Origin of the sequence: Afipia sp. Root123D2 (assembly GCF_001425835.1) — a bacterium.
In the GTDB taxonomy this organism is placed as follows: Bacteria; Pseudomonadota; Alphaproteobacteria; order Rhizobiales; family Xanthobacteraceae; genus Afipia.
This window is the reverse complement of the sequence record NZ_LMDP01000001.1, coordinates 483887-510008: the sequence shown is the minus strand read 5'-3', so window position 1 is coordinate 510008 and position 26122 is coordinate 483887. Positions and strand designations below refer to the sequence as shown.

19 protein-coding genes and 1 pseudogene are annotated in these 26122 nt (G+C 60.0%); 1 reads left to right on the top strand and 19 read right to left on the bottom strand.

All coding sequences use genetic code 11. The features are described from left to right. Positions 1 to 85 precede the first annotated feature (85 nt). The 14 genes and pseudogenes from ASC80_RS02360 to ASC80_RS02295 all read right to left on the bottom strand — a co-directional run bounded on the left by ASC80_RS02360 (position 86) and on the right by ASC80_RS02295 (position 15483). Complete coding sequence (locus tag ASC80_RS02360; RefSeq protein WP_082512375.1) at positions 86 to 1081, bottom strand: glycosyltransferase family 2 protein; 996 nt, start codon at positions 1079 to 1081, stop codon at positions 86 to 88. Between the two features lie 164 nt (positions 1082 to 1245). Continuing rightward, entirely contained in the window at positions 1246 to 2373 is a 1128-nt protein-coding gene (locus ASC80_RS02355) for an acyltransferase family protein (protein WP_056292527.1), read from the bottom strand. A gap of 43 nt (positions 2374 to 2416) precedes the next feature. Next, complete coding sequence (locus tag ASC80_RS02350; RefSeq protein ID WP_056292525.1) at positions 2417 to 3652, bottom strand: glycosyltransferase; 1236 nt, start codon at positions 3650 to 3652, stop codon at positions 2417 to 2419. After that, entirely contained in the window at positions 3652 to 4686 is a 1035-nt protein-coding gene (locus ASC80_RS02345; RefSeq protein ID WP_056292522.1) for a glycosyltransferase, read from the bottom strand. Before ASC80_RS02345 ends, ASC80_RS02350 begins: the two co-directional genes overlap by 1 nt. 5 nt (positions 4687 to 4691) lie before the next feature. Continuing rightward, positions 4692 to 5816: a DegT/DnrJ/EryC1/StrS family aminotransferase gene (locus tag ASC80_RS02340; RefSeq protein ID WP_244487167.1), complete on the bottom strand. Its 1125-nt coding sequence runs from the start codon at positions 5814 to 5816 to the stop codon at positions 4692 to 4694. Positions 5817 to 5827: 11 nt separating this feature from the next. Further along, complete coding sequence (locus ASC80_RS02335; protein ID WP_056295458.1) at positions 5828 to 6820, bottom strand: SDR family NAD(P)-dependent oxidoreductase; 993 nt, start codon at positions 6818 to 6820, stop codon at positions 5828 to 5830. Between the two features lie 58 nt (positions 6821 to 6878). Continuing rightward, positions 6879 to 7988 carry a DegT/DnrJ/EryC1/StrS family aminotransferase gene (locus ASC80_RS02330; protein ID WP_056292520.1) on the bottom strand — a complete coding sequence of 370 codons (1110 nt, stop codon included), beginning with the start codon at positions 7986 to 7988 and terminating at the stop codon, positions 6879 to 6881. Positions 7989 to 8260: 272 nt separating this feature from the next. Continuing rightward, positions 8261 to 8491: pseudogene (locus ASC80_RS24695) on the bottom strand (DapH/DapD/GlmU-related protein); the annotation flags it as partial. A 294-nt stretch (positions 8492 to 8785) separates the two neighbouring features. Beyond that, positions 8786 to 10312 carry an oligosaccharide flippase family protein gene (locus ASC80_RS02320; protein ID WP_056292517.1) on the bottom strand — a complete coding sequence of 509 codons (1527 nt, stop codon included), beginning with the start codon at positions 10310 to 10312 and terminating at the stop codon, positions 8786 to 8788. Positions 10313 to 10436: 124 nt separating this feature from the next. Next, positions 10437 to 11204: an acyltransferase gene (locus tag ASC80_RS02315; protein WP_056292515.1), complete on the bottom strand. Its 768-nt coding sequence runs from the start codon at positions 11202 to 11204 to the stop codon at positions 10437 to 10439. After that, complete coding sequence (locus tag ASC80_RS02310; RefSeq protein ID WP_200941165.1) at positions 11201 to 12241, bottom strand: Gfo/Idh/MocA family protein; 1041 nt, start codon at positions 12239 to 12241, stop codon at positions 11201 to 11203. The genes ASC80_RS02315 and ASC80_RS02310 overlap by 4 nt, the downstream gene beginning before the upstream one ends. Positions 12242 to 12318: 77 nt before the next feature. Further along, complete coding sequence (gene wecC / locus ASC80_RS02305) at positions 12319 to 13575, bottom strand: UDP-N-acetyl-D-mannosamine dehydrogenase (RefSeq protein ID WP_056292512.1); 1257 nt, start codon at positions 13573 to 13575, stop codon at positions 12319 to 12321. Beyond that, on the bottom strand, positions 13568 to 14686 hold the full coding sequence (gene wecB / locus ASC80_RS02300; protein WP_056292511.1) for a non-hydrolyzing UDP-N-acetylglucosamine 2-epimerase: 1119 nt from the start codon (positions 14684 to 14686) through the stop codon (positions 13568 to 13570). Before wecB ends, wecC begins: the two co-directional genes overlap by 8 nt. Positions 14687 to 14688: 2 nt before the next feature. Next, positions 14689 to 15483, bottom strand: coding sequence for a WecB/TagA/CpsF family glycosyltransferase (locus ASC80_RS02295; RefSeq protein WP_056292509.1), 795 nt, complete (start codon positions 15481 to 15483; stop codon positions 14689 to 14691). Positions 15484 to 15759: 276 nt separating this feature from the next. On the opposite strand from ASC80_RS02295, the gene ASC80_RS02290 reads away from it, so the two are divergent. Beyond that, complete coding sequence (locus ASC80_RS02290; RefSeq protein ID WP_056292506.1) at positions 15760 to 16680, top strand: glycosyltransferase family 2 protein; 921 nt, start codon at positions 15760 to 15762, stop codon at positions 16678 to 16680. Positions 16681 to 16706: 26 nt separating this feature from the next. On the opposite strand, the gene ASC80_RS02285 is transcribed toward ASC80_RS02290, so the two are convergent. The 5 genes from ASC80_RS02285 to ASC80_RS02265 all read right to left on the bottom strand — a co-directional run bounded on the left by ASC80_RS02285 (position 16707) and on the right by ASC80_RS02265 (position 26037). Beyond that, positions 16707 to 17843, bottom strand: a complete 1137-nt coding sequence (locus ASC80_RS02285) for a hypothetical protein (RefSeq protein WP_244487166.1) — start codon at positions 17841 to 17843, stop codon at positions 16707 to 16709. A gap of 53 nt (positions 17844 to 17896) precedes the next feature. Beyond that, positions 17897 to 19225 (bottom strand): HlyD family type I secretion periplasmic adaptor subunit, encoded by a 1329-nt coding sequence (locus ASC80_RS02280; RefSeq protein WP_244487165.1) that lies wholly within the window; start codon positions 19223 to 19225, stop codon positions 17897 to 17899. 95 nt (positions 19226 to 19320) lie between these two features. Next, complete coding sequence (locus ASC80_RS02275; RefSeq protein ID WP_082512372.1) at positions 19321 to 21543, bottom strand: peptidase domain-containing ABC transporter; 2223 nt, start codon at positions 21541 to 21543, stop codon at positions 19321 to 19323. Further along, on the bottom strand, positions 21521 to 21859 hold the full coding sequence (locus ASC80_RS02270) for a hypothetical protein (RefSeq protein WP_056292503.1): 339 nt from the start codon (positions 21857 to 21859) through the stop codon (positions 21521 to 21523). Before ASC80_RS02270 ends, ASC80_RS02275 begins: the two co-directional genes overlap by 23 nt. 11 nt (positions 21860 to 21870) lie before the next feature. Then, a complete protein-coding gene (locus ASC80_RS02265; protein WP_056292502.1) occupies positions 21871 to 26037 on the bottom strand; it encodes a DUF4082 domain-containing protein in 4167 nt (1388 codons plus the stop codon). Positions 26038 to 26122: the final 85 nt, after the last annotated feature.

Sequence of the window (26122 nt, the reverse complement as noted above, 5' to 3'; positions counted from 1 at the left end):
AAGAACTTCGGCGCAGACGAGAATGGCAATCGCGCAACCGACATCCCGCGCGCGGCGAGACGCTCCGCCAGGCTTCGCCGGACCATCACTTCTTTTCGGGAGCATAAGCGTCATAACCGTTGATCCATTCGGCTCTGCGGCGCCAGACTGCTTTCCAGTAGTCGGCCTTGCTTGCGAGATCGAACTTGCCGGACAGGAATGCCGCCAGCCGATAGCCGCACCAGCGCATCAGCGGCGCAATCAGATGCAGCCCCCGCGCGAGATCGCGCGTGATCGATGAAAAATGGCGGTTGATCAGGGTAATCCGTCCCTTGAAGACCTTCACGCGCTTGTCGACAGGGACGACGTCGGATGCACCACCATAATGAACGATGGTTGCGTTGGGCGTGACCGCCGGCCGTGCGCCGGCGACGCGCGCGCGCTGGCACAGATCGGCTTCTTCTCCGTACATGAAAAATGCAGGATCGAATCCGTCGAGCTGATCCCACAGATCGCGGTCGATCAGAAGGAAGCAGCCCGTGACGATATCGACGTGCCGCACGGTGTCGCGCTGCCAGCCACCGTAGGACTCGGAATTGAGGAATGCGCTTCGTCGGCCGAAATAGGTGAGACAGAAGGCGAAGCAGGCCAGATTCCAGAGCGTAATCTTGCGGAAGCAGGAGGTCGCGTTGAGCGACCCATCACCGAAGACGGTACGGCCGCCCCAGACCCGGTACGACGGATTGCGGGCCGCGAATTCCATCAGGCGATCGATCGCGCGGTGCAGGATGATCGTATCCGGATTGAGAAGCAAAATTCGACGACCGCGCGCGGTTTTAGCCGCGAGGTTGTTCGCCCGGGCAAAACCGATGTTGTCGGTCAATGCCGTCAGTTTCACATCAGGGAAATTTTCACGGATCGCTTCGGCGGAGCCGTCCGAAGACTTGTTGTCGACGACCAGCACCTCGTAGCTTGTGTCACGGGTCTCGGCGGCGATGGACCTCAGACATTCGACGGTCATCTCGCGCGTGTTGTAACTCACAATGATGATGCTGAGATCGACATCGCCAGCAGATCGGTTGTTTGCAGCCTGCCGATTCATAAGACGACCCGGATACGCTCGCGAAAAGCCGCATAGGCCGCACCTCGCCCGGCCCGGCCATATAATCACATTAAATAGAATATTATATTATAATATTTAATTCATCAACCGGATCAGCCCTGCAGGGCACTCCGTGAAAACGGGGTTAATATCGCGGGCGCCGGTCATTCGCCGGGAGACGATGGGTGGACTACATCCGGCAGCGGCGCCGGCTTGACCGGGCTTCGCAACGGTGCCCATCGCCGGGTGTAGGAGGCCAGCCACTCCGACGCGGCTTTCTTCCGGTCCAGAGCAGGTTTTTCGATAAAGTTCCACGACAGATAGGCCAGCACCAGGGTGATGCAGGTCGTGATGATCGCAACCGGCCAGCCGGCCCTCAGGCCAGACAGTTCCGTCACCGCGAGAATGATCGGCGAGTGGATCAGGTAGATGCCATACGACAGGTCATGTTTGAACAGCGCCCGGCCGGGGAGATCGGACAGCCCGAGATAGACAACGATATATGACACACATAGCGGAAGCACGACCGCGCCCAGGCCCACGCCCAGCCCCGCGACACCAACGATCAAGGCCCCGAAAGCCAGCACTGGCGAGAACGGCACCCGGTCGCCGAACAGGAAGAGATTTGCTCCGGCGATGAAGTAAACGAAGAGGCCGATGAAGTTAATCAGGCGCTCCGATGCCATCGCGTTCAAGGCCGGACTCATCGCAAGCCCGACATAGATGACGTACGCTACAACGAAGGCCGCCAACGCCAACGACCGATGGCGGAGCGCGCCGACAATGCTCAAAGCGGCCAGCGCGATATACGAATAGACCTCGATATTCAGCGTCCACAGCGCGCCATTGACGATAACCGGCGCACCGTCCTCGGTCACACCCGGCAGATAGTGCGCCATCAGGGTGGTGACGTTCTTGGCATAGAGATAAAGCCGCGGGTCCGAGAAATACGAGGTCAGCGAATCCTGGGTCACCAGCGGGCCGATGATGAACATCGACGCCGCAACCACGACGATCAGCGCGGGAAATATCCGCAACGCCCTGTGCACGGCAAACTTGCCGACGTCTGCTGATCGCTGTAAGCCGGGCGTGACAAGAAATCCGCTGATGCAGAAAAACACGATGACAGCAAACAGTCCGAGATGAACAAATCCGCCGCTATATCGATACAGGATATCGTCAACGCCCCACCACGAATGATGAAAGACCACCAGCAATGCCGCGGCGAACCGGATCTGGTCGAAACCCGGCCCCTTGAACGATGCGGATGAAAACCTTTCCAGTAGCGTCATCTGACTTCCTTGCGGATGTCGACATTCGACAGACCCGTGTCCGTCAAGCAGACTGATAATTCTCCAAACTGGCCGCTGATCTTGAAGAGCGCTGAGCAACAGGCGAGCCATCGATGACTTCAAGCAGATTGGCCGCCCGCCGGGCCCAGCTGTGCTGGATCGCGAACGCGCGGCGAGCGTGGACATCAGCCTCGGTGCGCCCCCGATCGAGCAAGACATCGACCGCATCCGCGAAATCCGAGGGCGCCGTCGCCACCGTGACCAGATCGGTATTGAGCCAGCGGGTCGCCGGCAGGTCGGTCGCCACCACGGGCCGGCCGGCCGCAAGATACTCGAGCGTCTTGAGCGGAAAGCTTCCGCGGTTGAACGCGGAATCGCGGTAGGGAACCAGACCGACATCGATCGCCGCGAGATAAGGCGGCAGCGCGGAGAACGGTTGCGGGCCGACCCACGCCACGTTGGTGCGCGCCATCAAGGCATTCCAGCGCTCCGGCTCGAACGCCGGATGGCGCGGGCCCACCAGCAACAGCGAGCGGCCCCTTGCCGCGATCGCCTCAAGAAGCGCGAGATCGGTTCGATCGTTGATGTGGCCGACAAATCCGGCAATCGGGCGAGGCAAGGAAACGGCCTTCGGCATATCGAGGTGGTCCACGGCCTCGTAGGCTGCGGCATCGACGCCAAACGGAATCAGATGGGTGGCCGATCCCGAGCGCCGCCAGCGTTCGTCCACCAGCGGATTTGCGGCAACGATCGCGTCGGCCTGGGCGGCAACCCGCAATTCTCCGGCGCCGAGGTGTGCCGCGTTGAGTCCGAGCAACGCCGCTCCGCCGACAAAGTCATCCTGCGCCCAGTAGATGCTGGTCCGCTCCCGGCAGGCGCCAAAGATCGGGTGCAGGGGCCATGCGGAGACAACGGCGTCTACGGTGCCGCCAAGGCGCGCGGTGGCGCGTCGCAAAAGCGTTCGCAGCAGGATATTGGTGACCACCGTCATCCCGCGGCGCGCCGGAAGCGGCTGAACGACGGGCGTCAGCCGTGCCAGACCGGCCGATTGCATCCGCAATCGCGGCTGCTGCAGCGACGTTGCGATGTAAGGATGCTTTTTGGGCGTGAGAACCGAGATCGGGGGATCGACGTAGAGAACGGGCCGCAGACGGGCAAGCTCCTCCGCCATGTGCTGGTCGGCCAGCTTGATGCCGTCGTAGTTGTTCGCGGCACACAGAACCACCAGTCCGTCCCATTGCCGGCCGGTATCGATAGGTGTGCCGTGCGATCCATTCATTACACGCCCCGCAGGCGGCGGCGGCGCCACCAAAGCTTGTTCCTGAACCAGTGGAGGTATCCGCTGGGAAGAAACGGCTGCAGGATCGGCGGCCAGCGGGGACCGACGCGACGACGCCAGCGCAATCCCCAATACTCCGTCAATGAACGCAAATCCGGATAGGTCTCACGCGCGAACGCTTCGAGGTCGTCGACCGAAACGCGATCGAGACGGCGACGGTCGTAGCACCAGCACGCCGTCCACAGCGCTTCCTTCGCCAACGCGCGGTATGCTTTCTCTCGCAACTCGTCATGATTCCGGATCACCGGCCAGTGTGTATCGAAAAGCGCGTCGAATGCGGTTTTGCGTTGCCGCAGATCGGCCAGCACCGAGTTGAACGTCGTGACATGCATACTCGCGCTGTGCTTGCGATAGTAGGCCTGATCGACTTCACCGAGATAGGCGACAGTTCCGTAGGCGGCAAAGCGGAGCCACATCTCGAGATCGCCGGCGTGGGGCAGATCCACGCGGTAGCCGCCGAGCCGTTGCTGGAGGGAGGTCCGCACCACAACCTCGGGCGAGGAAATGCAGGACGTCGCCGTCTTGCAGCGCTGCGCGATCCAGTCCCGGCCATGCCAGATGTCGACCCGAGGCTTGCCGATACGCGGCCGCGGCAGATCGCTCTCTGATTGAAAGTAGATCGAGTGCCCATACACCATCCCGACCTCGGGATGAGCATCCAGAACGGCCTGGGCGCGTTGCAAGGCGCCGGGCGTCAACAGATCGTCCGAAGACACCAGAGCGGTGTAATCGCCGGTCGCGAGCGCCAGACCTTCATTGTACGTCCTGATGTGGCCCTGATTGACCTCGTGACGGAGAAACGTCACGCGCGGATCCTTGGCGAGTTCAGCGCCGACCGCCGGAGTGTCATCGCTCGAACAATCGTCGATAATCAAAACATGGACATCGACGCCCTGCGACAGAATACTGTCGACGCACGCCTTGAGATAACGTGCGTAGTTGTAGCAAGGCACGATAACGCTAAACGAGCTCATAACGGCTACCCGTTGATTTCTGCCCGCACCGCATCCGCGACCCGGACCAGATCGTCATCGGTCATTTGCGCGTAGATCGGCAGCAGGATGGCATGGTCCTGCGCGTGCTCGGATTCCTTCAGGCTGTGCCGCAACGGCTCGTCGCGATAGGGCGCCTCGCGATGGGCGCACATGATCCCGCGCCGCGTTGCGATGCCCTGATCGAGCAGGCTCTGCATGACGGCCTTCTGATCGACACGATCGGGCAGACGCACACAGTAGCTCTGCCAGTTCGATCGCGCCCATTTCGGCTCGAACGGCAGGATTAGACCTTCGATATTGCCCAACAGATCGGCGTACCGCGCGGCAAGGGGGCGGCGGCGCAAGATGATGTCGGGCAGACGCTCGAGCTGTTTGCGGCCGATCGCGGCCTGCATGTCGGTCATCCGGTAATTGAAGCCGACGGACAGATAATCCTCGAAGATCACCTGCGGTGAGCCATGGCGCACCGTATCCGGAACGCTCATGCCGTGCTGGCGGCTCAACTTGAACTTCTGAGCGAAATCGGCGCTCGCCGTCGTCAGCATTCCGCCCTCGCCGGTCGTGATGACCTTGCGCGGGTGGAAGGAGAAGCAGGCAATCTCGCCGTGGGGCTTTCCGATTGCATCCCACGTACCATTGATATTGATCTGGCTGCCGGCCGCACAAGCGGCATCTTCGATCAGGACAATCCCGTGACGCTTTGCCAAGGCTGTCAGGGCTGGCAAATCGCATGGCATGCCCATCTGATGGACCGCGAGGATGGCACGCGTTCGCTCGGTGATCGCTTCGGCAACCCGATCGGGATCGAGATTGTAGGTCGCGGGATCGATATCGACGAAAACGGGCGTCGCGCCGCAGTACCGTATGCTGTTGGCGCTTGCGATGAACGAATGGCTTGCCGTGATGACTTCATCGCCCGGCTGTATGCCGACGGCGAGCAGTGCGAGGTGAAGCGCCGTTGTGCAGTTCGAGACGGCACACGCATATGGCGCGCCGACGAGAGCCGCGAACTCCTGTTCAAAAGCCAGAACCTGCGGGCCTTGGGACACCCAGCCGGACAACACCGCGTCCCGGGCGACATTCGCCTCGGTCGCGTCAAGAACCGGCATTGCAATTGGTATCACGAGCCTAGCGCCTGTTGCTTGGGAAGGGCGAAACGATCGCGCTCGGTTCGCCACCATTCGACGAGTTCGCTCAAGCCCTCTTCCAGTCCGATGGTCGAGCGGAAACCGAGAACGCGCTCCGCCAGTTCCGTCGATGCAAGACGGCGCGGCACGGGATTAACCGACCTTTCCGGCGCGAAGATCGGATTGAGCGTTTTCCGCCCCATCACGGTTGCGAGCGCCCTCGCCAGTTGCGCGAGACTGGTCTCCGTGCCGCTCGCGATATTGAAAACCTGATCGCTTGCCTTCGACTTGGCGCCGAGAATGTTGGCGCGCGCGACGTCGCGAACATGCACGAAGTCCATGGTCTGCTGGCCGTCGCCGAAAATGATCGGCATCTCGCCGTCCTCGAGACGCTCCATCCAGCGGATGAGGACCTCGGTGTACCGGCCATGGATATCCATGCGGTTGCCATAGACATTGAAATATCTGAAGGCGACGTAATCGAGCCCGTGCATATCGTTGAAGGTGCGCAGAAGTCCTTCGTTGAACGCCTTCGCGGCTCCGTACAGCGTCCGGTTGTCGTAAGGGTTCTGACTTTCGGTGGTCGGAAACTGATCCGCCATTCCGTAAACCGAGGCCGATGAGGCGGCGATCACTTTCTCAACCTTGTGCTTGACGCACATTTCAAGCAGATCGAAGGTCGACTGGACCATGACTTCCATCGCCAGCCGAGGCTCGGCGGCGCAATGCGTGATCCGCAGCGCGGCCTGATGGAAGACAATGTCGGACGCGCTCACCAGCGCCTCCATCAACTTATGATCGCGAATATCGCCATGAACGAGCCGGACCGGGCCCCGCGCCTTGGTGTTCTGGAGATTTTCGGGGCGGCCTCTCACCATGTTGTCGAGCGCGACAACCTCGAGACAGCCTTCGTCGCAAAGCAGGTCGACGATGTGAGAGCCGATAAATCCGGCTCCGCCCGTCACCAGAACACGCTTGCCTTTCAGATCCGCCACGGCAATCCCCTCTTCACGTCTTGAGTGCGCATCACCGGCACAGTTCCGATCATGCCGCTTCGGTGAGCGTCACCTTGTTCAGTTCCGACACCACCATCGATACCTGTTCCGATCGAAGCTCCGCATAAATCGGCAGCGACAGGAAACGGCTGGCCAGTGCTTCGGTCACCGGCAAGTCGCCAGGACGGCCGCCGAGATCCGCATATGCTTTCTGAAGATGGACCGGGACGGGATAGTGAATGCCGGTCTTGATATCGGCCGCATCGAGCGCTGCCTGCACGCTGTCACGCTGCGGAATCTCGATTGCGTAAACGTGGTAGACATGCCGGCAATCATCCCGCGGCGCCGGACGCCTGTAAGGATGGCTTGCGAGAAGCCGGTCATACTGCGCGGCAATGGTCCTGCGAGCTTCGGTCCACGCCTCGATGTAGTTCATCTTGACGTTCAGAACCGCGCCCTGAATTCCATCCATGCGATAGTTGTAACCGGCCAGCACATGGTTGTACTTGGACTCCTGCCCCCAGTCCCTGAGCAGCGAAATACGGCGCGCCAGATCGTCATCGTTGCAAACGACAGCACCGCCCTCGCCGTAGGCGCCGAGGTTCTTTCCGGGATAGAAGCTGAAACAACCGAGATCGCCGATCGAGCCGGCGCGGCGGCCCTTGTATTCGGCACCGTGTGCCTGCGCCGCATCCTCGATCACGATGAGATTATGCCGGCGGGCGATCGCCATGATCGCATCCATGTCGGCCATCAAGCCATGCAGATGGACCGGGATGATCGCCCTGGTCCGGGGCGTGACCGCCGCTTCGATCAACGCCGGATCCATCGTCCAGGTACGCGGGTCGATATCGACGAAAACCGGCTTCGCGCCGCTGTAGAGAATGGCCGCCGTCGTCGCGACGAAAGTCATCGACACCGTCACCACCTCATCGCCAGCGCCGATGCCGGCGGCCAGCAGCGCAAGATGAAGCGCCGACGTGCCGCTGCTGACGGCCTTGCAGTGCCTGGTGTTGCAGAATGCGGCGAAGCGCTCTTCGAAAGCTCCGACCTGTGGACCCATCACGAACTGGGTGCTGTCGATGGCGGCGATGACTGCCTCATCAATCTCGGCTTTCATGCCTCGGTACTGGGCTTTCAAATCCAAGAACGGTACCAAAGGACCAATCCCTCAATGCAAATTCGGCGGGCTGAAGCCCGAACATCGCGCCCTGAACAATCCAGACGTTCACACGCCAGGCGAGATACACCGAAATTTAAATCAACGTTATTTAAATATAAAATGAGGTATTTAATATCGCAACTTATTAATTCGAGGATATCTCATTAAAATACGGAATATAGTTTACGTGCCTCGCAGCCTGCGACACGACATGGCCGGACGACGCCCGGCCGTCACGCCGAATGACGATGCTGTTCCTTGCCCGCGACAATCCGGGCTGGAACGCCGGCCACTACGGCGTGCGGAGGAACATCGCGGGTCACGACAGCACCGGCGCCGACAATGGCGCCCTCGCCGACCGTAATCCCGCACAGGATCGTCGCATTTGACCCGATCGACGCCCCGCGCCCGACCCGCGTCGGCTCGACTTTCCAGTCGTCCGGGCCCTGCAGTTCGCCGTTCGCCAGCGTCGCCCTCGGAAACTTGTCATTGGTGAACATCACGCCATGACCGATGAAAACCTCATCCTCGATCGTGACGCCCTCACAAATGAAGCTATGGGACGATATCTTGCAGCGTGCCCCGACCTTTCCGCCGGCCTGAATCTCGACGAATGTCCCGATTTTTGTCTCGTCGCCGACCACGCACCCGTACAGATTGACGAGATCCGGATGATGGATTCGAACATCCTTGCCGAGTTGCACGTCTTTCCCGATTGGCACGCTCTGTCTCCATTCATAACCGTACGCGATTGAGTACGGAGCCTTATTGTATCTGAAAACGGCCCGCGGCCCCTAGAAGCTCTTTCGCCGGAACGTATGTGGCAGTTCATCCGTGGGTCCCCCTGCCGGCTGATTTCGGACAGGCAGGATCGGCGGAACTGCACTCAACAATTCGCTGATGGCCGATCGCACATGGGCGAGCAACGGATGGTTCGTCACCGCCAGACCGGCAAACCAGCTGCCGGCCGCACAGACGCCTACGCAAATCAAGCCGGCAAGCGAGCCGATCACCCCGCCATGTATCAGGAGCGCAATGACGACGGCAGCAGTCGAAGTAAACAAAGCGACGACGGCACTTTTCCGCACGGCTCGAAACACATCCGCCGGACCGAATGCGAGATGCCGGCTTATGAAATAGATCGCGACAAATGCCTGGAACGGCAAGGTCACCAGCGCGCTCGCCGCCACAGCCTCAACTCCGTAGAACGACGCCGCGAAGATCAGCAGCAGCGACGGCGGCAACGAGATCAGCGACGACAGCAACGCATCGCGCACGCTGCCGACCGCGACCAGAACGGGGTAAGACAGACAGGCGGCAAACAACGCCAGATAGCCGATGCATAGCAGCCGGACCAACGGGACGATGTCGATCCAGGTCGGGCCGAGCCAGACCAGAATCAGGGGGTGCGCCATGATCGCGATGACCAGCAGGAACGGCCAATGAACCGCGGTGAGAAGCTCGATCGCGTCGAGATAAATGCGCTTCAGGTCTCCGCCCGCTTTGGTCTGCGCGAAGATCGCCGGCATGATGACCGGGCTCAGAACCTGAATCACCAGCTTGTCGAACGTCTGTGTCAGCGTCACGGCTCGGCTGTAGAGACCGACAGCGGTGAAATCCATCACACGGGCGATCGTCAACTGTGGCGCGAGATTGTAGAACACGTTGATGATCACAACGCCGCCTGAATAAAGGCCGAACCCGACGACATCCCGGTAGCCCGCGAAAGAGGGAAGAAAGATGCGCACATTCTTTCGCTCGCGGACCAGCAGCAGGGCTGCGATCGCATTCCCCGCCAGCGTCCCCCACACCGGAGCCATGTAGCTGAACTGCATCAGCGCCAATGCAATCGAGATCGCGGCGGTCGCGAAGTTTCCGGCGAGGTTGCAGGCCGCAAGCGCGCCGAACGCGAGATCACGCCGGAACAGCGCTGCAATCGTGATCGAGAACGGCCAGACCAGGAAATTCAGCACCGAAACCGCGATCCCGATTCTCATTCCGTCCTGCGCAAAGAATGCCGCCGTGATATCGCGCAGGAAAAAAAGTACGATACCGACCGCGGTCGAGAGCAGGAGCGTGATCGTAAAAGCTGTCCGGATATTTCGTTCTGAAAGGTTTTGTTTCTGGATCAGATAATTAGCGCCGCCAAATTCCTGGAACGACGCAGCGACGATGACCGTGACGGCATTGATGACGGCATAGGTTCCGAATTCCTCCGGCGTCAGAAGGCGTGCCAGAATCGCGGTCGAGAGCAGAAAGAAGAACAGGCTTCCGTAACGCTCGACAGCGGAGAAAAAGATGGAGCGATGCACCTGGCTCATTGCGATCCATTACTAGCGCCGCCGGCAACCCCGCGGCCGGGAAGCGGCCTTGTCGGCACGTGCTGTTTCAATCCGACAGCTTCGGAAAACCGAGCACGCGCGGGCAACTCACCTGCCCGAACGCTCATTTCATGTTGACGGCTCTCGGGCCGGTCGGGTTGCCGGCCTGCAGCGCCTCGATATCCTGCTTCTTGCGCCAGCCGATCACGCGCGCCGGCGCACCGACCACGGTCGCGAATTCAGGAACATCGCGGGTCACCACCGATCCCGCACCGACCACCGCGCCGCGGCCAATGGTGACGCCGGGCAAGACAACCGAGTTGACGCCGACATCCGCCCACTCGCAGACGCGAACCGGCGCGATCTTCAGATCAGTCTGGATGAACGGAACATCGACCGGATCGCCGGTGTGCTCCGATCCCAGCACCTTGGCGCCCGATCCCCATCCGACATAGTCCTCGAGAACCAGATCGCGGGCATCGAAGTAACTTTGCGGGCCGATCCACACGCCCTTGCCAATCACCAGACGGCCGTCGAACCGGCCTTGAATGATCGTCTGCTCACCGAAGAACACGCCATCGCCGATCTCGAAGGTTTCGGGATGAATCACGCTCACATTGCGATGGACCGTGGCGCCATGGCCGAGACTCTTGACCAGCGTACGCAAGCAAATGCGCCGCATCATCTCGTCAATATGGCCCGCGCCCATCGCGTGCCGAAGATAGGCCTCTTGAAGCTGGTCCCGGCTGAGATGGCCCGACAGATGCGCCGCCATATCGAGCTCGAACTGCGGGTCCGGCTTGACGGCGCGGGCGCCGTGAATCGCCTTGACCACGCGCGACCCGCCTTTGCGCTTCCTCGGCAGAACCCGGTCGTCCTTATCGGAGTTCATGATGCCAGCTCCGTGATTCTTTGCGGCAAGCCCAAACGAACCGGAATGCCTTGCGCCGCGATCGAGCGCGACGCGGCTTCAAGAACTTCCACCACCCGCAGACCTGTTGCACCGCTCGAAATGGGCGTCGCACTGGTGCGAATGCAATCGACAAAATGCTCGACCTCGGTCTGCAATGCTTCCGTGGCCGCCAGATGGGGTGCCCACATATCGCCGGCACGATAGCCGATCCTGAGCTGATGAGCGACCTCCGAGGGACCATCCACCGTAATCCCCTTGTCATAGACTTTGATCTTCTCGGTCGGCTCCAGATCGTCATAGACGATCATCTTCTGGCTTCCGCCGACGAACGTCTGCCTCACCTTCACCGGCGACAGCCAGTTGACGCTGACATGAGCGACACAGCTGCTGGCGAAGAACAAGGTGATATGCGCCATGTTCTCGGGCGTTCCTGCAACGTGGCATGACCCCGTCGCGGAGACCGCGACCGGCGCCTCATCGAAAATATACTGGATAATCGAGATATCGTGAACCGCGAGATCCCAGATCACGTTCACGTCGCACTGGAACAAGCCGAGGCTGGCCCGAACGCCGTTGTAATAATAGATGTCGCCAAGGGCACCGTCGGAGATAAGCTTGCGGATTTTCTGAACGGCTGGCGTGTAAAGGAAGGTATGATCGACCATCAGCGTCAGGTTGCGCCGTTCCGCTTCCTCGACGAGGTGACGCACCTGTTCGGAAGTCTGCGCCAGGGGCTTTTCGACAAAGACATGCTTGCCCGCCCTCAATGCGGCGAGCGCAAGATTGTAGTGGGAATGGACAGGCGTTGCGATCGCGACAGCCTCGACTTCCGGGTTCATGAGCAGATCACGAAACTCGGTTGTAACTTCGACGCCGGGATACTGACGGCTCACTGTTTCGAGTTTCGCGGGATCAAGGTCGCTCACGCTTACGACGCGCGAGACTTTACTGTTCGCAAAATTGCGAACGAGGTTCGGCCCCCAATAGCCGTAACCAATCACACCAATGCCAATCAGGTTATCTTGCATATGTCACCAAACCATTCGAAACGATGAAAGCGCACTTGCTATAAATTCCATTCCACGCCGGAAATTCAGAACCGCACCGACATATCCTGCCAAATGCCACGCGTATCGATCACGTCGAGATGACGCCGCTCGGCCAGCGGCACCATTTTGAATTCGTCGTGATCGACAAGAAGAATGGCGATCTCGCAGGTCCGTAATGCCTCATCGATGCCCATACGTTCCGCACCGTGATTGGCGAGCACCGGAGGCAGACTGCGAATATTCGGCTCCACGACCTTGATGCGCGAACCGTATTTCTCGGCAAGATGGATCGCGATTTCGAGCGCCGGGCTTTCCCGCAGATCGTCGACGTTTGCCTTGAAAGCGAGGCCGCAGCAGGCAACGTTGGCATAGGGATGATCGTCGATCAGCGCGGCCGCGCGTTCGATAACGGTTTCCGTCTTGTGATTGTTGACCTCGCGGCTCGTCCGCATGACCCGCGCAAGATCCGGAACGGCGTCGATGATGAACCACGGATCGACAGCGATACAGTGGCCTCCGACGCCAGGCCCCGGCCGAAGCACATTCACCCGTGGATGGCGATTGGCAAGGTCGATCGCTTCCCAGACGTTGATCTCGTAACGATCGCAGATCAGCGACAGCTCGTTCGCAAAGGCGATATTGGTGTCGCGATAGGCGTTTTCCGTCAGCTTGACGAGTTCCGCCGTTCGGGCAGTCGTTGCGACGCAAGCTCCCCGGACAAACATCTTGTAAAATCGTTGCGCCTTTCGCGCGCACAACGCGGTAACGCCGCCGATGCAGCGATCGTTGTTGACAAGCTCTGTGAGAATTCTGCCGGGCAACACGCGCTCCGGGCAATAGGCCACGAAAATCGAGCTGCCATTGGCGGTGCCGACGGTCAGGTCCGGGCGCGTCTCGACGATCTTCTTCGATATCCGTTCCGTCGTCCCGATCGGCGACGTCGATTCGAGGATCACGAGATTTCCCGGCGCGAGCACCCCCGTGATGCGCTCGACGGCAGCCATCACGCAGGTCAGATCGGGCCGGTTGGCGTGATCGATCGGAGTCGGGACCGCGATGATGAACACATCAGCCGGTTCAGGCTCGGTGCCGACGACCAGCGAGCCGTTGGACACGACTTTCTGCACAAGGCCATCAAGATCAGGTTCCGCGATATGAATGGAGCCGGACCCGACGGTTTTGACGATATCGGGATTGGTATCGATGCCGAGGACTTTGATACCACGGCTGGCGATGACGGCCGCGGTGGGAAGGCCGATATAACCGAGGCCGATGACGGAGACTTTCTGAACGTCAAGCATCGAGAAGAACCTTTGCAATCCGTTCGCTCGCCAGACCGTCGCCGAACGGATTGTGTGCACGAGACATTGCTGAGTAGTGATCATCGTCGTCGAGCAACCGGAAGGTTTCCTCGACGATCCGCCGCGTGTCGGCGCCAACCAGAAGTGCCGTGCCGGCTTCAACACCTTCCGGCCGTTCCGTCGTTTCCCGCATCACAAGAACCGGCTTGCCGAGAGTCGGCGCTTCTTCCTGAACGCCTCCGGAATCGGTCAGCACGAGATAGGCCAGAGACAGCAGGCTGACGAAATCAGTGTACTCCTGCGGTTCGATCAGTTCGACGCGCGGATGGTTCGACAGGCGCGATGAAAGAACGTCGTAGACGTTCGGATTCGGGTGAACCGGCAGGACAATCGCCACATCTTCCCTGCGGAGAATTGTCAGCAGCGCCTCAACAATGTTGAGAACGCCATCACCGAAATTCTCGCGCCGATGGCACGTCACGAGGATAATGCGCCGATTGCCGTGCCTCGCCCGGATATCGTCCCAGCGCGACGCCAGCTTGAGGTCCGCATCGACGATGCCTTTCGCGGCCAGCAACGCATCGACTACGGTGTTGCCCGTGACGTGAATTCGCTCGTTGGGAATATTCTCGCGCCGCAGGGCGTTGGCGGCCCTCTCCGTCGGCGCGAAATGCTGATCGGCGATCGACCCAATGATCTTCCGGTTCACCTCTTCCGGCCATGGTGCGTAGATATCGCCGCTCCGCAATCCGGCTTCGACGTGGGACACCGGAATGCGCCGGTAGTAGCAGGCAAGAGCGCCCATCATGGCGGTGGTCGTATCGCCCTGGACAATGACACGGGTCGGGCGCGTCTGATCGAGAACGCCGCCAATGCCTTCGAGAAGACGGGCGCTCAGCCGATCGAGCGTCTGGTTTGCCGTCATCACGTTCAGATCGACGTCGGGAACAATGTGAGTCAGCTTAAGAACCTGATCGAGCATCTGGCGATGCTGCGCCGTGGCACATACGGTCAGGGTGGGGCCGCCATCCGCCTTCAGGCGATTGATGATGGGAAACAGCTTGATGGCTTCCGGTCGCGTTCCCAACAGAACGAAGAAATGCTTTCCCACGTCTACCCTCCAGATCCGGTCGAGTTGACGTGCGGCACGCTGCGCGATTGTGCCGGTGCAAGGATGTTGTGACGGATCATCGCGTGCGCCAGAATTCCGGCAAAGAGCGCGTTGGTTTTGGCGTAGCGCCACCACATCCGCCTCGGCTCCTGATAGACGCGATAGAGCCATTCAAGGCCCATGGCCTGCATGCGAACAGGCGCGCGGTCGATGCTCCCGGAGAGGACGTCGAACGAGCCACCGACACCCATAATGAACGGGACATTGAGTTCATCGCGGTGAGCCGCCAGAAACCGCTCCTTGCGCGGCGTCGGCATGCCGATGAACAGACAGTCCGCTCCGCTGTTTCTGATCTCCGCGACAACGCCGGCTTCCTGATCCGGCGTGAAATAGCCGTCACGGAATCCCGCCATGCGCAGCGCAGGATGCTTTTTCTCCGTCTCGCGAACCGCAGAATGCAAAACGTCTTGCGTTGCTCCGAGGAAATAGGGCCTGAAGCCATCGGCGGCACAAACCGCAAGAAGTTCGGTCAGCAAATCGACACCGCTGACACGCTCACGCACCGGAAGGCCGAGCAGGCGCGCGGCCCATACGATTCCCATTCCATCGATACCGATCAGGTCACTGCCCCCGATATCGGCTGCGAGAAGTGAATCGCTGCGTGCGTTGACGAGCTTGGCGACATTGAGCGCGACATGCTGCAGTCTTGTCCGAGTGCGCATGGCGTCTCGCGCCAGATGAACGGTTTCGGCCATTGTCAAAACATCAACGGGGCAACCCAGAAGAACGTCGCGCACTCTCCCCTCCCCACTTGATTGTCAACATTCAATCACCCGAGATTATTGCTTTTAAATATCCTTTAAACAATATACTCCATCGAATTAAATACAATATATTTAATTTGAAAGCGGACTTAGTTAATTTTCGGAACGATGAAAAAAGGGCGCAAGGCGCGTCGCATCGGCCTTATTTCATGCGAAGTGAACCCGCCGCCGCTATAATGTGGCGGCGGAACATCCGGCCCAGCGCCAACAGGTTGCCGGTTGTTGCCAGATCGGATCGCGAGACCAGGGATGACAGAATTAAATCGGCCGGTGGTTTCAGTCATAATCCCGCACCTCAACCAGGCGGAGATGCTGAACGTCTGCCTTGGCACGCTGTGTGCCCAAAGCATCGACAGGTCGCTTTACGAAATCATCGTGGTCGACAACGGCTCGAAAAGCCCGCCAGCGGAAACTGTGGCGCGCTATCCCGGCGTACGCCTGCTTCATGAGCCGCAGCCGGGTCCGGGGCCGGCGCGCAACGCCGGAATTCGCAGCGCGACCGGCGATATCCTGATGTTTCTGGATGCCGATTGCCGCGCTCACCCGGACTGGATCGGAAGCGCGATAAGAGCCTTTGATTCAATCCCGGCTGGGACAATTCTGGGCGGCGACGTCCGGATCTGGCGCGATGACCCAACCGCGTTCACCGCGGTGGAAGCGTACGAAACCGTGTTCGGGTTCCGGAACAAGCTATATGTCGAAAAGCAGGGCTATTCCGTCACGGCCAATCTCGCCGGACGAAGAATGGACCTGCAGAAGGTCGCACCTTTTCTCGGGATCCAGTTTGCGGAAGACATGGACTGGGGGCAGCGGGCGCGCGAAGCGGGATTCAGATTCCACTACGTTCCGGAGATGATCGTTTTTCACCCTGCCCGTAAATCCCTGCGGGAACTGCGCATCAAATGGGACCGGCAAATCCAGCATTATCTGAACATGGCGCAGCGCGAGCCGGCGTGGAAATGGCGCTGGCTCCTGCGGTCGGTGGCGGTTCTGGGTTCGCCGATTATCGACATCGAAATAGTTCTGCGCAGCGACCGGATTGCGGGCCTCACCCCGCGCCTTAAAGCCATCATGATCCTTTTCGCCATTCGCGCCCATCGCGCGCGGAAAATGGCAAGCCTGCTCAGGGAGAGCCAGGCCGTGGTCTGGAACCGCGAAGTCGGCGTCTAGCGGCGTCAGGTCGCGATCCGACGATCCTAGCCACTGAATGCCGGATGATGCGTCAGTTCGTCCAGATCCGTGCGCTGGCCAAACGACCAGAGGATCCACCCAAGTTCGTAACTGCGGCATTCCAATCGCAAGTCGATATCGGCGGGATCGATCAGCGCCGCCGGCCGTGAAAAATAAGCATTGCGAAGAGCCCGCAACATACGCAGCCGGTTGGTATGCAGCTCCCCTTTTCTGACCTGCGATCGAATGCTCAGTTTCTTGTCGGGGACCATCATCGACCGCCCGAGCTGATTGTCGCCGAGCACCCATTTGAAGCCCTTGATCAGCGCCGCCCGCGCTTCACGGACGTCATGCTGTGCGGCGCATTCGAGGAAGGCCGGCGCCATTCCATACTGATGCACCGAATACACTTCATAGAAATCGAGAATGCGACCGTTCTGCGCATCGAAGAACCACGGCCACTCGCCTTGAGGGCCCTGCAAGGCGATCAGCCGCCAGGTGCACCTTTTAGCGATATCGATCGCCGTGGCGTCGCCTGCGAAATCTCCATAGTGATAGCAGGCCAGAGTCAGATAAGTCTGGGTGGCGAAGGACGCGAAGCGCCGCCGAAAGCCCGTCGGTTCATCGAAAAACAAACCGGCCGGACCGCGATAGCCACGCACGAGAAATGCAAAGAGAGGTTGCGCAAAGCGGCGCCACCGATTGTTGCCCGCCCGTGACTGGGCGACAATGCCCGACACCAGCATTCCGATATCCTGTGCACGGAATGCCGTCCACTCGCGCTCATTCGACAGCAGGCTATCGATCGCACCAGCGACGTTCTCCGGTATCTCGAGTTTGAGTTCCGCCGCCGCCCACAGCGCCATGCCATATGCATACTTCGCAACCGGCAGCTGCGGCAGCAGCACCACGTTCCGCTCGAAAATCTTCGCACAGTCGATATCAGCCGGCTTAACCTTGAGACGCGACATGCCCAGAAGCACGTTGAGCGAATAGAACACGTCACTGTGCGGAACCGACTGGTTGGGCTGGCTCCTGCCGTCAAGATGATAGATGTGAGACCAGCGGCCGTGATCCGGCATCCAGCACTGCTGAAGGCCCTTCAGGGCATACGTGATCAGCGGCGAGTATTGCGATCGGCTGGCGCCAGCCAACCGAGCCACGTTCTCTCCACCACTAAAAGTCTGGCTGATATTCATCGATTGTGATTCCACAGCTAGGGTTCGCGTATGCTTTCATCCAGTCCGCGGATCAGCGGGTAGAGGAAGTAAGACATCACACTCCGGTGCCCAACTTTCATCTCGGCCGTCACCGCCATTCCCGGAATCATCTGGAAATCCGCCGGCTGGGATCGCAGCCGCGCCTCATCGACGTCGATCAGGATGCGATAATAAGGCGACGACATATGGCGCGTTGCGTCGTTCTTGGTGTCCGGCGCGAACGAGTCCCTGCTCACGACACGAACGGTGCCGTGCCCGGTGCCATATTTCTGGAATGGAAAGGCGTCGAACTTCAGCCGCACGGACTGGCCGACAGCAACCTGCCCAATATCCTTCCCTTCGACATTCACTTCCGCCTGAAGCTTCTCGTTGCGCGGTACCAGGACAAACAGCGTTTCAGCCTCGCGTACCACCGAGCCCACCGTGCGGCTCGCGATCTCGAGTACTATTGAATCCACAGGCGCTTTCAGAACAATCAATTGCTGCCGCAACTCGGCCTTCTTCAGGTCTTCCACCGCGCTGTTGCGTTTGGCAATCGCGTCAACCAGATCCTGATAAGCGGTCCGGCGGAAATCCTCGATGAATGTCTGCTGCTCCGCCCGCGATCGCTCAATACGGTGCGTGTAGTCGACCTGATTGCCGCGCAAGCGAGCGAGATTGCCATCGACATCAAGGCGAGCATCGCGCGACAGCAGATAATTCAATTTTGAACCGACTGCCTTGTCCATCAGCGTCTCTCGCATGGTCTCGATCGACCGCAGCGTTTCGAGCCGCTGTTGCAGCGTGACTTCCTCGCTCTGACTGGTCTTCAGATTGGCTTGCGCACTGGCAATCTGCGCATCGTAGTTCCGCAACGACGTTTCATAGAACGCCTTGCGCTCGGCAAACAGCTTCGCCTGCAGGACCTGATCCTGATTGCCCGGGTCCACCCCGATGAATTTCTGATTGTTCAGTTCGGCTTGAAGCCGATGGATATTGGCGTCGAGAGCAGTGAGCCGGGTCCGCAACTGGTCGACGTCCGCCTGCGAGAATGTGGGGTCCAGCGTCGCCAGCGCCTGTCCGCGTCCGACGACATCCCCGGCCTTGACATGGATTTTCCTGACGACCGACGTCTCGAGCGGCTGCACCACAATGTTGGGGCTGGTCGAGATCAGCTTGCCCTGAGCGGCAACGATGGTATCGACCTGGGACAATGACGCCCAGGTGATGGCCGCGGCGATCAACGCCACCACGGTATAGAGCGTGATCCGCGCGACACGCGGAGGCGTGCTTTCCTCGACCTCGATCGCATCCGGTTGAAACTCCGATATCAACCGCTGCCGCACCGGCTCGGTGGTCCTCGGAGGACGAGGCCGCCTATCCTTCCGGAGGCCGATCATGCGCCTCGCAGTGCCGTCGGACGGTTTTTGGTTCAAGCCGGTCATGCGATCTGCTTCGTCTGCTGATTCCAGAGCTGCCGATAGGTCGTGCACTGCGTCAGCAGCCTGTCATGACGATCGACATCGACGATCCGGCCCCGATCGATCACCAGAATCGCGTCGGCATCCGCCAGCATCGAAAGCCGGTGAGAGACGATAATGACAGTGCGGCCTTCCGCGATACGCCTGATGTTCCGGCGGATGATCAATTCGCTCTCCGAATCCAAAGCACTCGTCGCTTCGTCAAGGATCAGGATGCGAGGATTGGTGATCAGTGCCCTCGCAATGGCGAGGCGCTGTTTCTGGCCACCCGAAAGGTTTTCCGCATTTTCCTCGAGCATGGTGTCGAAGCCACGCGGCAGGCGTTCGATGAACTCATCCGCACCGGCGAGGCGCGCGGCCTGGGCGACCTCCTCAAACGTTGCATCGCGTTTGACGCACGCGATGTTTTCGCGAACGGTTCCGCGGAACAGGAAGTTCTCCTGCAGCACGAGCCCGAGATTGGTGCGCAGATGAACCAGATCGATTTCGCGTGCATCGAAACCATCGATCCGAAGCAGACCTTGCTGGATCGGATACAGCCCGGAAATGAGCCGCGTCAGCGTGGTCTTGCCAGAGCCACTCCTGCCGACAATGCCGAACACGGTTCCGGCGGGTATCGTGAATGAAATGTCATCCAGCGCCGGGGCACCGTCCGCACCATAGCGGAACGAAACATTCTCGAACTCAATCTGACCGTTGAATTCCGGCCGGATCCCGTCCCGCTTTCCCGCACGCTCCTCCTGCTGGTTCATGACCTCGCCCAGCATCTGCACCGCCAGGGCCACTTCCTGATACTCGTGGACCATGGTGACCATTTGAACGAGAGGCCCTGAGACGCGGCCGGCCAGCATGTTGAACGCGACCAGCGAGCCGATGGTCATCGCGCCGCTGAAAACATCGAGAGCACCGAAACCGATAATCCCCAGCGACATCAATTTTTCGAGCAACCCGGTCACGGACTGGGCGCTGGCCGATATCTTCTCGACATCGAACCGCATCGAGACCGACTGGGCACAGCGATCGTCCCACGCCCGGCGCTGCAGCGGCTCCATCGCAAGCGCCTTGACCGTTCGCATGCCGTGGACGGTTTCCACCAGCATCGCCTGCCGCTCGCCCTCGGCCTGATAGAGGTTGAACAACCGGCGCCGGAACGGTCCGACCAGCAGGGCGACCACGATCCCGCTGAGAGCCGTGAATGCCAGCACTATTCCGGTCAGCTTGAGGCTGTAAAGCGCCAGAACGGGAAGGAAGACGAACAGCGACAGCGCGTCGAGCGCCGTCAGGAACAAACGGCCGGTGAGAAACTCCCGGACGCGCGTCGCCTGCTGCATATGCTTGACGAGCACGCCCGCCGAGATGTGCTCAAAGAACTGGATCGGCAAGCCGAGCAGATGGCCGAAGGTTTTGGTTGCGACGCGGATATCGATCTTGTTGGTCGCATACAGCAACAGATAGCGCCGCAGGAAGCTGAAGATCGAATCGAACACCAACGCGACGATCGCACCCGCAGCCAGAACATAAAGCGTCGTGATGCTCTCATGCACCAGGACCTTGTCGATCACCAGCTGGAAGAAGATCGGCGTGATCAGGCCAAGGCCATAAAGAAGCACCGCGGCGACCGCGACATCCCGGAACAACCGCCGTTCGCGGATCAGTTCGGGGATAAACCAGCGGAAACCGAAAGGCCGATGCGCCGCGGAATGCTTGCGGTTCGGCTTCAGCAAGATGACGTCGCCCCGCCAATTCGGGCAGAAGCTGTCCTTCGATACATCCAGCGGTTCCGGCCGCACCGAAAGCGGATCGAAGACGCGGATCGCTTCCCCTTCCCCGTCGGTCGTGCAGCCGATCGCGACAACCCAGTTGCAGTTGGCGAGCTTGACGAGCGCAGGATAAGACTCGCGCAATCGAAGCAGGGATTCCCACGTCAGCTGGACGCGGCGGGCGCGAAACCCGGAATCCTTGGCGATCCGCAACAGCTGGATTTCCGGGATCGGCAGATCGCCCAACGCGTAGGTGTGACGCAGCCGGTCGACCGAAAGGTCGATGCCATGATATCTCGCGACATTGACCAGAGACTCGAGCGCCGTGCGCAACTGCTGATGTGATGGCTCGGAAGGATCGACAGCCGCAACATCCGGGCCGTTCAGGCGACCCTCCGCATCAACGGAAATTGGTTGAGACATTTGGCGGCCGTTGGAAACTTGGAGCCGGCGAGCCGGAGCGCTCACTGCCCGGATTGGCACTGGTATGTTCAGGAGTTTCCCGCGATGGAGTGCGTTTGATCACGCCGGCATCCACCAGTCCCTGAAGCGCGTTCTGCATCACTTCGACGGAGTTCGCGAACGCCTCGGCCGAGAAGATGAGCCGCTGGCGGAACACCTTCTTCGGAAAATTGCTGGCGTCCCGTTCCGTCGGCGACAGGCTCATCAGATCGACGCGCACGATCGTGCCGCTGACCATGATCTCGGAGATGCCGTCGGTATAGAGCTCTTCCTGCATGATCAATGGTCCTAGGCAGCCAGTTGCGCTCTGAAGAGCACGTCAACACCATAGCTGCTCGCGTTATAGGTGTTGGTCGGGAAGAGACTCGAACCGCCATAAGCATAGAGACCATTGCCACCGCTGCTCGCAGACGACGGCGCTGTCAGAGGCCCCTCGGTATGCGAGGTCGCAAAGTAGTTGGGATCCGCCGAGTAGCTGCCATTGGTGTGATACGACGCCACGTAGGTGGTGCCGGCCGTAATCGCGATCGGCGTCGAGAAGTTCACCTGCTGCCAGCCGCTGGCGCTTTCGTTGGTGAAAGTCGCCGTCGCAAGCAGATTGCCGCTTACGGACCATACATTGGCGACATGCGGGCCGGTGTTGTCCGCGCTCTTGTAGAACTCCAGGCCAACGATTTCACCGCTCGCCGACGCTTGGAACTTCATCCCAAGCTCGACGGATGCATAGTCCGGCACGCTCACCATGTTCGGCACGAAATCGGGGCCGAACAGTCCGACGATCGTTGTGTCCTCGATCGTCATGGCAACATTGGCAGACGCCGTACCGCCTTGACCATCGGAGATCGCATAACTGAAGGACGCAGCACCGGTATATCCGGCGGTCGGATTGAAGGTGATTGTGTTGGTCTGACTGTCGAAACTCACGCTGCCGTTCACGCCACCGCTTGCGCCGGTGATCGTCAACGTGTCGCCGTCCGGGTCGCTGTCATTGGCCAGCAAACTCGCAGCCGACAGCGTCAACGCCGTATTCCGCGATCCGACAAACCCGTTGTCGTTCACAGCCACCGGCGACGCGTTCACCGGCGCACCGGACGCGTCGAACACTACGTCGACCCAGTAGTTGGTTGAGCCGTATGAATTGGTCGGGAACAGGTTTCCGGTGCCATAGGCATACACACCGTTGGTTCCGGCTACTGCCGTCAGCGGGCCGTTGGTATGCGCCGTTCCAAAATAGCCACCCGTCGCGGTGTATTGGCCGTTGCTGTGATAGCTCGCGACATACGTCGTGTTCGCCGTGATCGTGACCGGCGATGCGAAAGTGACCTGCTGCCAGCCGCTCGAGGTCTCGTTGGTGAACGTCGCGCTGGCAAGCAACTGACCACCGCTGGTCCACAGCGAACCGGTATGGGTGCCGGTATCGCCGGCGCCCTTGTAATATCGGATTCCGCTAATGACGCCTGGCGCCGATGAGACGAACCGGACGCCGAGATTGACCTGGTTCGTATCCGAATCCCCGAGCACGGCCGGAGTATCCGAAGCCGAGAACAGGCTGACGCTGGTCGACGGCGGCACCACCGTAAGATTGACCATTGCGGAGCCGACTCCGCCACGGCCGTCGGAAATCGCGTAACCGAACGTCGCGGGGCCGGTGTAGCCCGCATTCGGGGTGAACGTGATGATGTTGGTCTGGCTGTTGAAGCTGACCGTCCCGCCCGACGCAGCACCAATGCCGGTGATAGACAGCACGTCGCCATTCGGATCGGTGTCGTTGGCGAGAAGAACCGCCGCGTTGAAGGTGATCGGCGTATCGCGCTCGACCGAATATCCGTTGTCGTTGGTCCCGACCGGCGGTTCGTTAACGAACGTGCCCGGATTGAAAACAACGTCGACCCAGTAATTCGTCCCGTTCGATGACGTGGTGGGAAACACGGTATCGCTGCTGTAGGTGTAGTATCCATTCCCGGCCTGGGCGGAGAGCGGACCGTTGGTATATGTCGCCGTGAAATAGTCAGGCGTGTTCGCGTAGTGTCCGAAGCTTTGATAGCTGGCGACGAACGTCATGCCGGCTGAAATCGAAATCGGCGTCCCGAACATGACGGTTTGCCAGCCGCTGCTGGTTTCTCCCGTGAATGTTGCACTCGTCAGTAACGTACCCGTGGCGGACCACAGCGAGCCGACATGGGTGCCGATGTCACCGACCCCCTTGTAGAATTTCAGACCCACAATGGTGCCGGCCTGCGAGGCCGAGAACTTGACGCCCAGATTGACGGTTCCAGTATCGGCATCAGCGGGATTTGATGGAACGGCGAAGGGTGAGAACAGCGTCACCGTTGTCGGCGGCGCGACAGTAAAGACCCTGCCGGCACCCGGCGTTTCCAGGTTGACGCTGTCATCCACGGCACGCGACTTGATCGTATAGTCGCCGCCGACGAGCGGCGTGAAAGTATATGTCCAGTTTTGAAAGCCGGTCGCGCGATGCCAGGTCGCTCCGCCATCGGTCGAGACTTCAACAACCGCGACCGATCCTCCTCCGGTATCGACCGCGGTACCCGTGATCGTGATCGGATCATTTGTTATGAAAGTATCGCCGGGGTTTGGCGGCGCGATCGTCGAGGTCGGCGCCGCATGGTCGGTGGTTTGCGCGGCAACCGCCAGACTCGCCATCAGCGTTTGGGGCTGAATACCCATATCGGCAAACAGGTTCACCATCGCCTGCTGCACGTTCGGATCGGTGGGCGTCGCCTCGTTGTCGTGATGGTCATCAAGACCCCACGCCCAGTAGACCGTTCCGGCGCCAAATACCAAGGCGCCGCTGGGCGCACGATACAACGTCAAACTGTGCGACGCAGTCCCCGGACCGGTCGTGCTGCCGTAATCCAGCAGCAGTGTGTTGACATCGACAGTCGTCGAAGAGAGCGCAATAAGGCCATCGGGGCGGAAGCCGTTGTCGACATCCGAATCCCACTCATAACCCAGCAGATTCGGCACCAGCGAATACACCTGGCCGGGCTGTATGTCGTCGACCGCCGTGTTGCTCCAGAACCGGAAGTTGGAGAGATCGTACGGAATCGTAATGGTATCGAGCCGGTAGGAGTCGACCGTGAACATCGTGCCGGTCAGCGCATTCTCCGGCTCACCCGCACCGAATTCCGGATCGCGCCATGTCGATGTAGTGCCGTTAACGTCGACGTTGTCGTTCGACCAGACTTCTTTATAGGACACGAGCGTCTTGTACGGCGTTCCGCTGCCGTCGATGCTCGATTCCCAGCGTGTCTGCCAATAGACCTCGTTCCCGCTCAGAAATGCGAGATTGACGCCGGCGTCCCGCGCCGCTTCGACATTGTCACGCTGATCCGCTGACCAGTATTCATCGTGGCCGACGGAAAGAAACACCTTGCTGTTGAGCAGTTGCGCGCCAGTACTCGCCGTATCGATGCCCGAAATGTAATTGACGTCATAACCGTTCTGTTCGAGCCAGCGGATTGCGGGGTATTCCACCCCGAAGATGAAGTCCTGCGGTCCCGCTGCAAAGCCGCCATCGCGGGTAATGATCGGACGGTTATAGCTGACGGCGGAAGCCCGCCCGGCCCGTCCACCCTGATCGACGCCGCCATAAAAATTGTAGCCGCCCCACCAGTTGTAGGCCTGCCACGTCGTATCCGACGTCTGGAAAGTGATGTCGCTCGGGGTTTCATCATCCCGCACGATAAACGGAATCATGTTCTCGCCGCCGCTGCCATCAAGGCGCGTCAGCTTGGCGAAATAAACGCCGGACACGGCGTCGGCGGGGATGTCCCATGACGCCGACACGTTCCAGTTTCCGGCATCCACCAGCTTTCTCACGGGATCGAAGATCGGAAGCGGCTGAACCTGCGCGGTCGCAAGATTCTGATTGATCGTCGCGACCTTGCGGGCGCCATCACCGCCGTAATAACCGATCCGGTAGATATCGATGCGGTAGTTGGTCGAATCCGTGTCGATCTTGAAATCGACCTGCTGCCCGTGATTGATGGTGAATTGAGCGGCATAGCCTTCAATGCTGGGATCGCCCTGAGCAATCAGCCATTCGCTCTCCGGCGAACCCTGCTTCATGTTTTCGGCAACGATCGGGTTGGCGATCACGCCAGGTGCAAGCGCATTGACCGTAGCAGACTGATCGAGCGTGGCGGTTTGCGTCGGCGCTGCAAGACTCGAAATACCCAGGCTGCCGAAGGCAGCCAGGGCGCCATCGTCCGGATTGTAGAGTTGAAGGGTGCGAGGAACGTAGCCGGTCGGCTGACCGTCCGCCTTGGGTGCAGTACCGGTGCGTATCGAACAGATCCCGCAGGCCCCGCCAACGCAGGTGCCGCAAACCGAGGTTGAGGCCTCACCGCGCCATTGATTGGCCCACGCATCGAGTTCGGAACCGCCGCTCGATGAGCCCGACTCTGCACCATAGACGTCAGAAATGCTCATTTCGGCACCCCAGACTTGCCGGCGAAAACGTTGCGAGCGCGCCTTGCTGCGCCTGATAGCAGACCAGACCGCACGTTCATTTCCG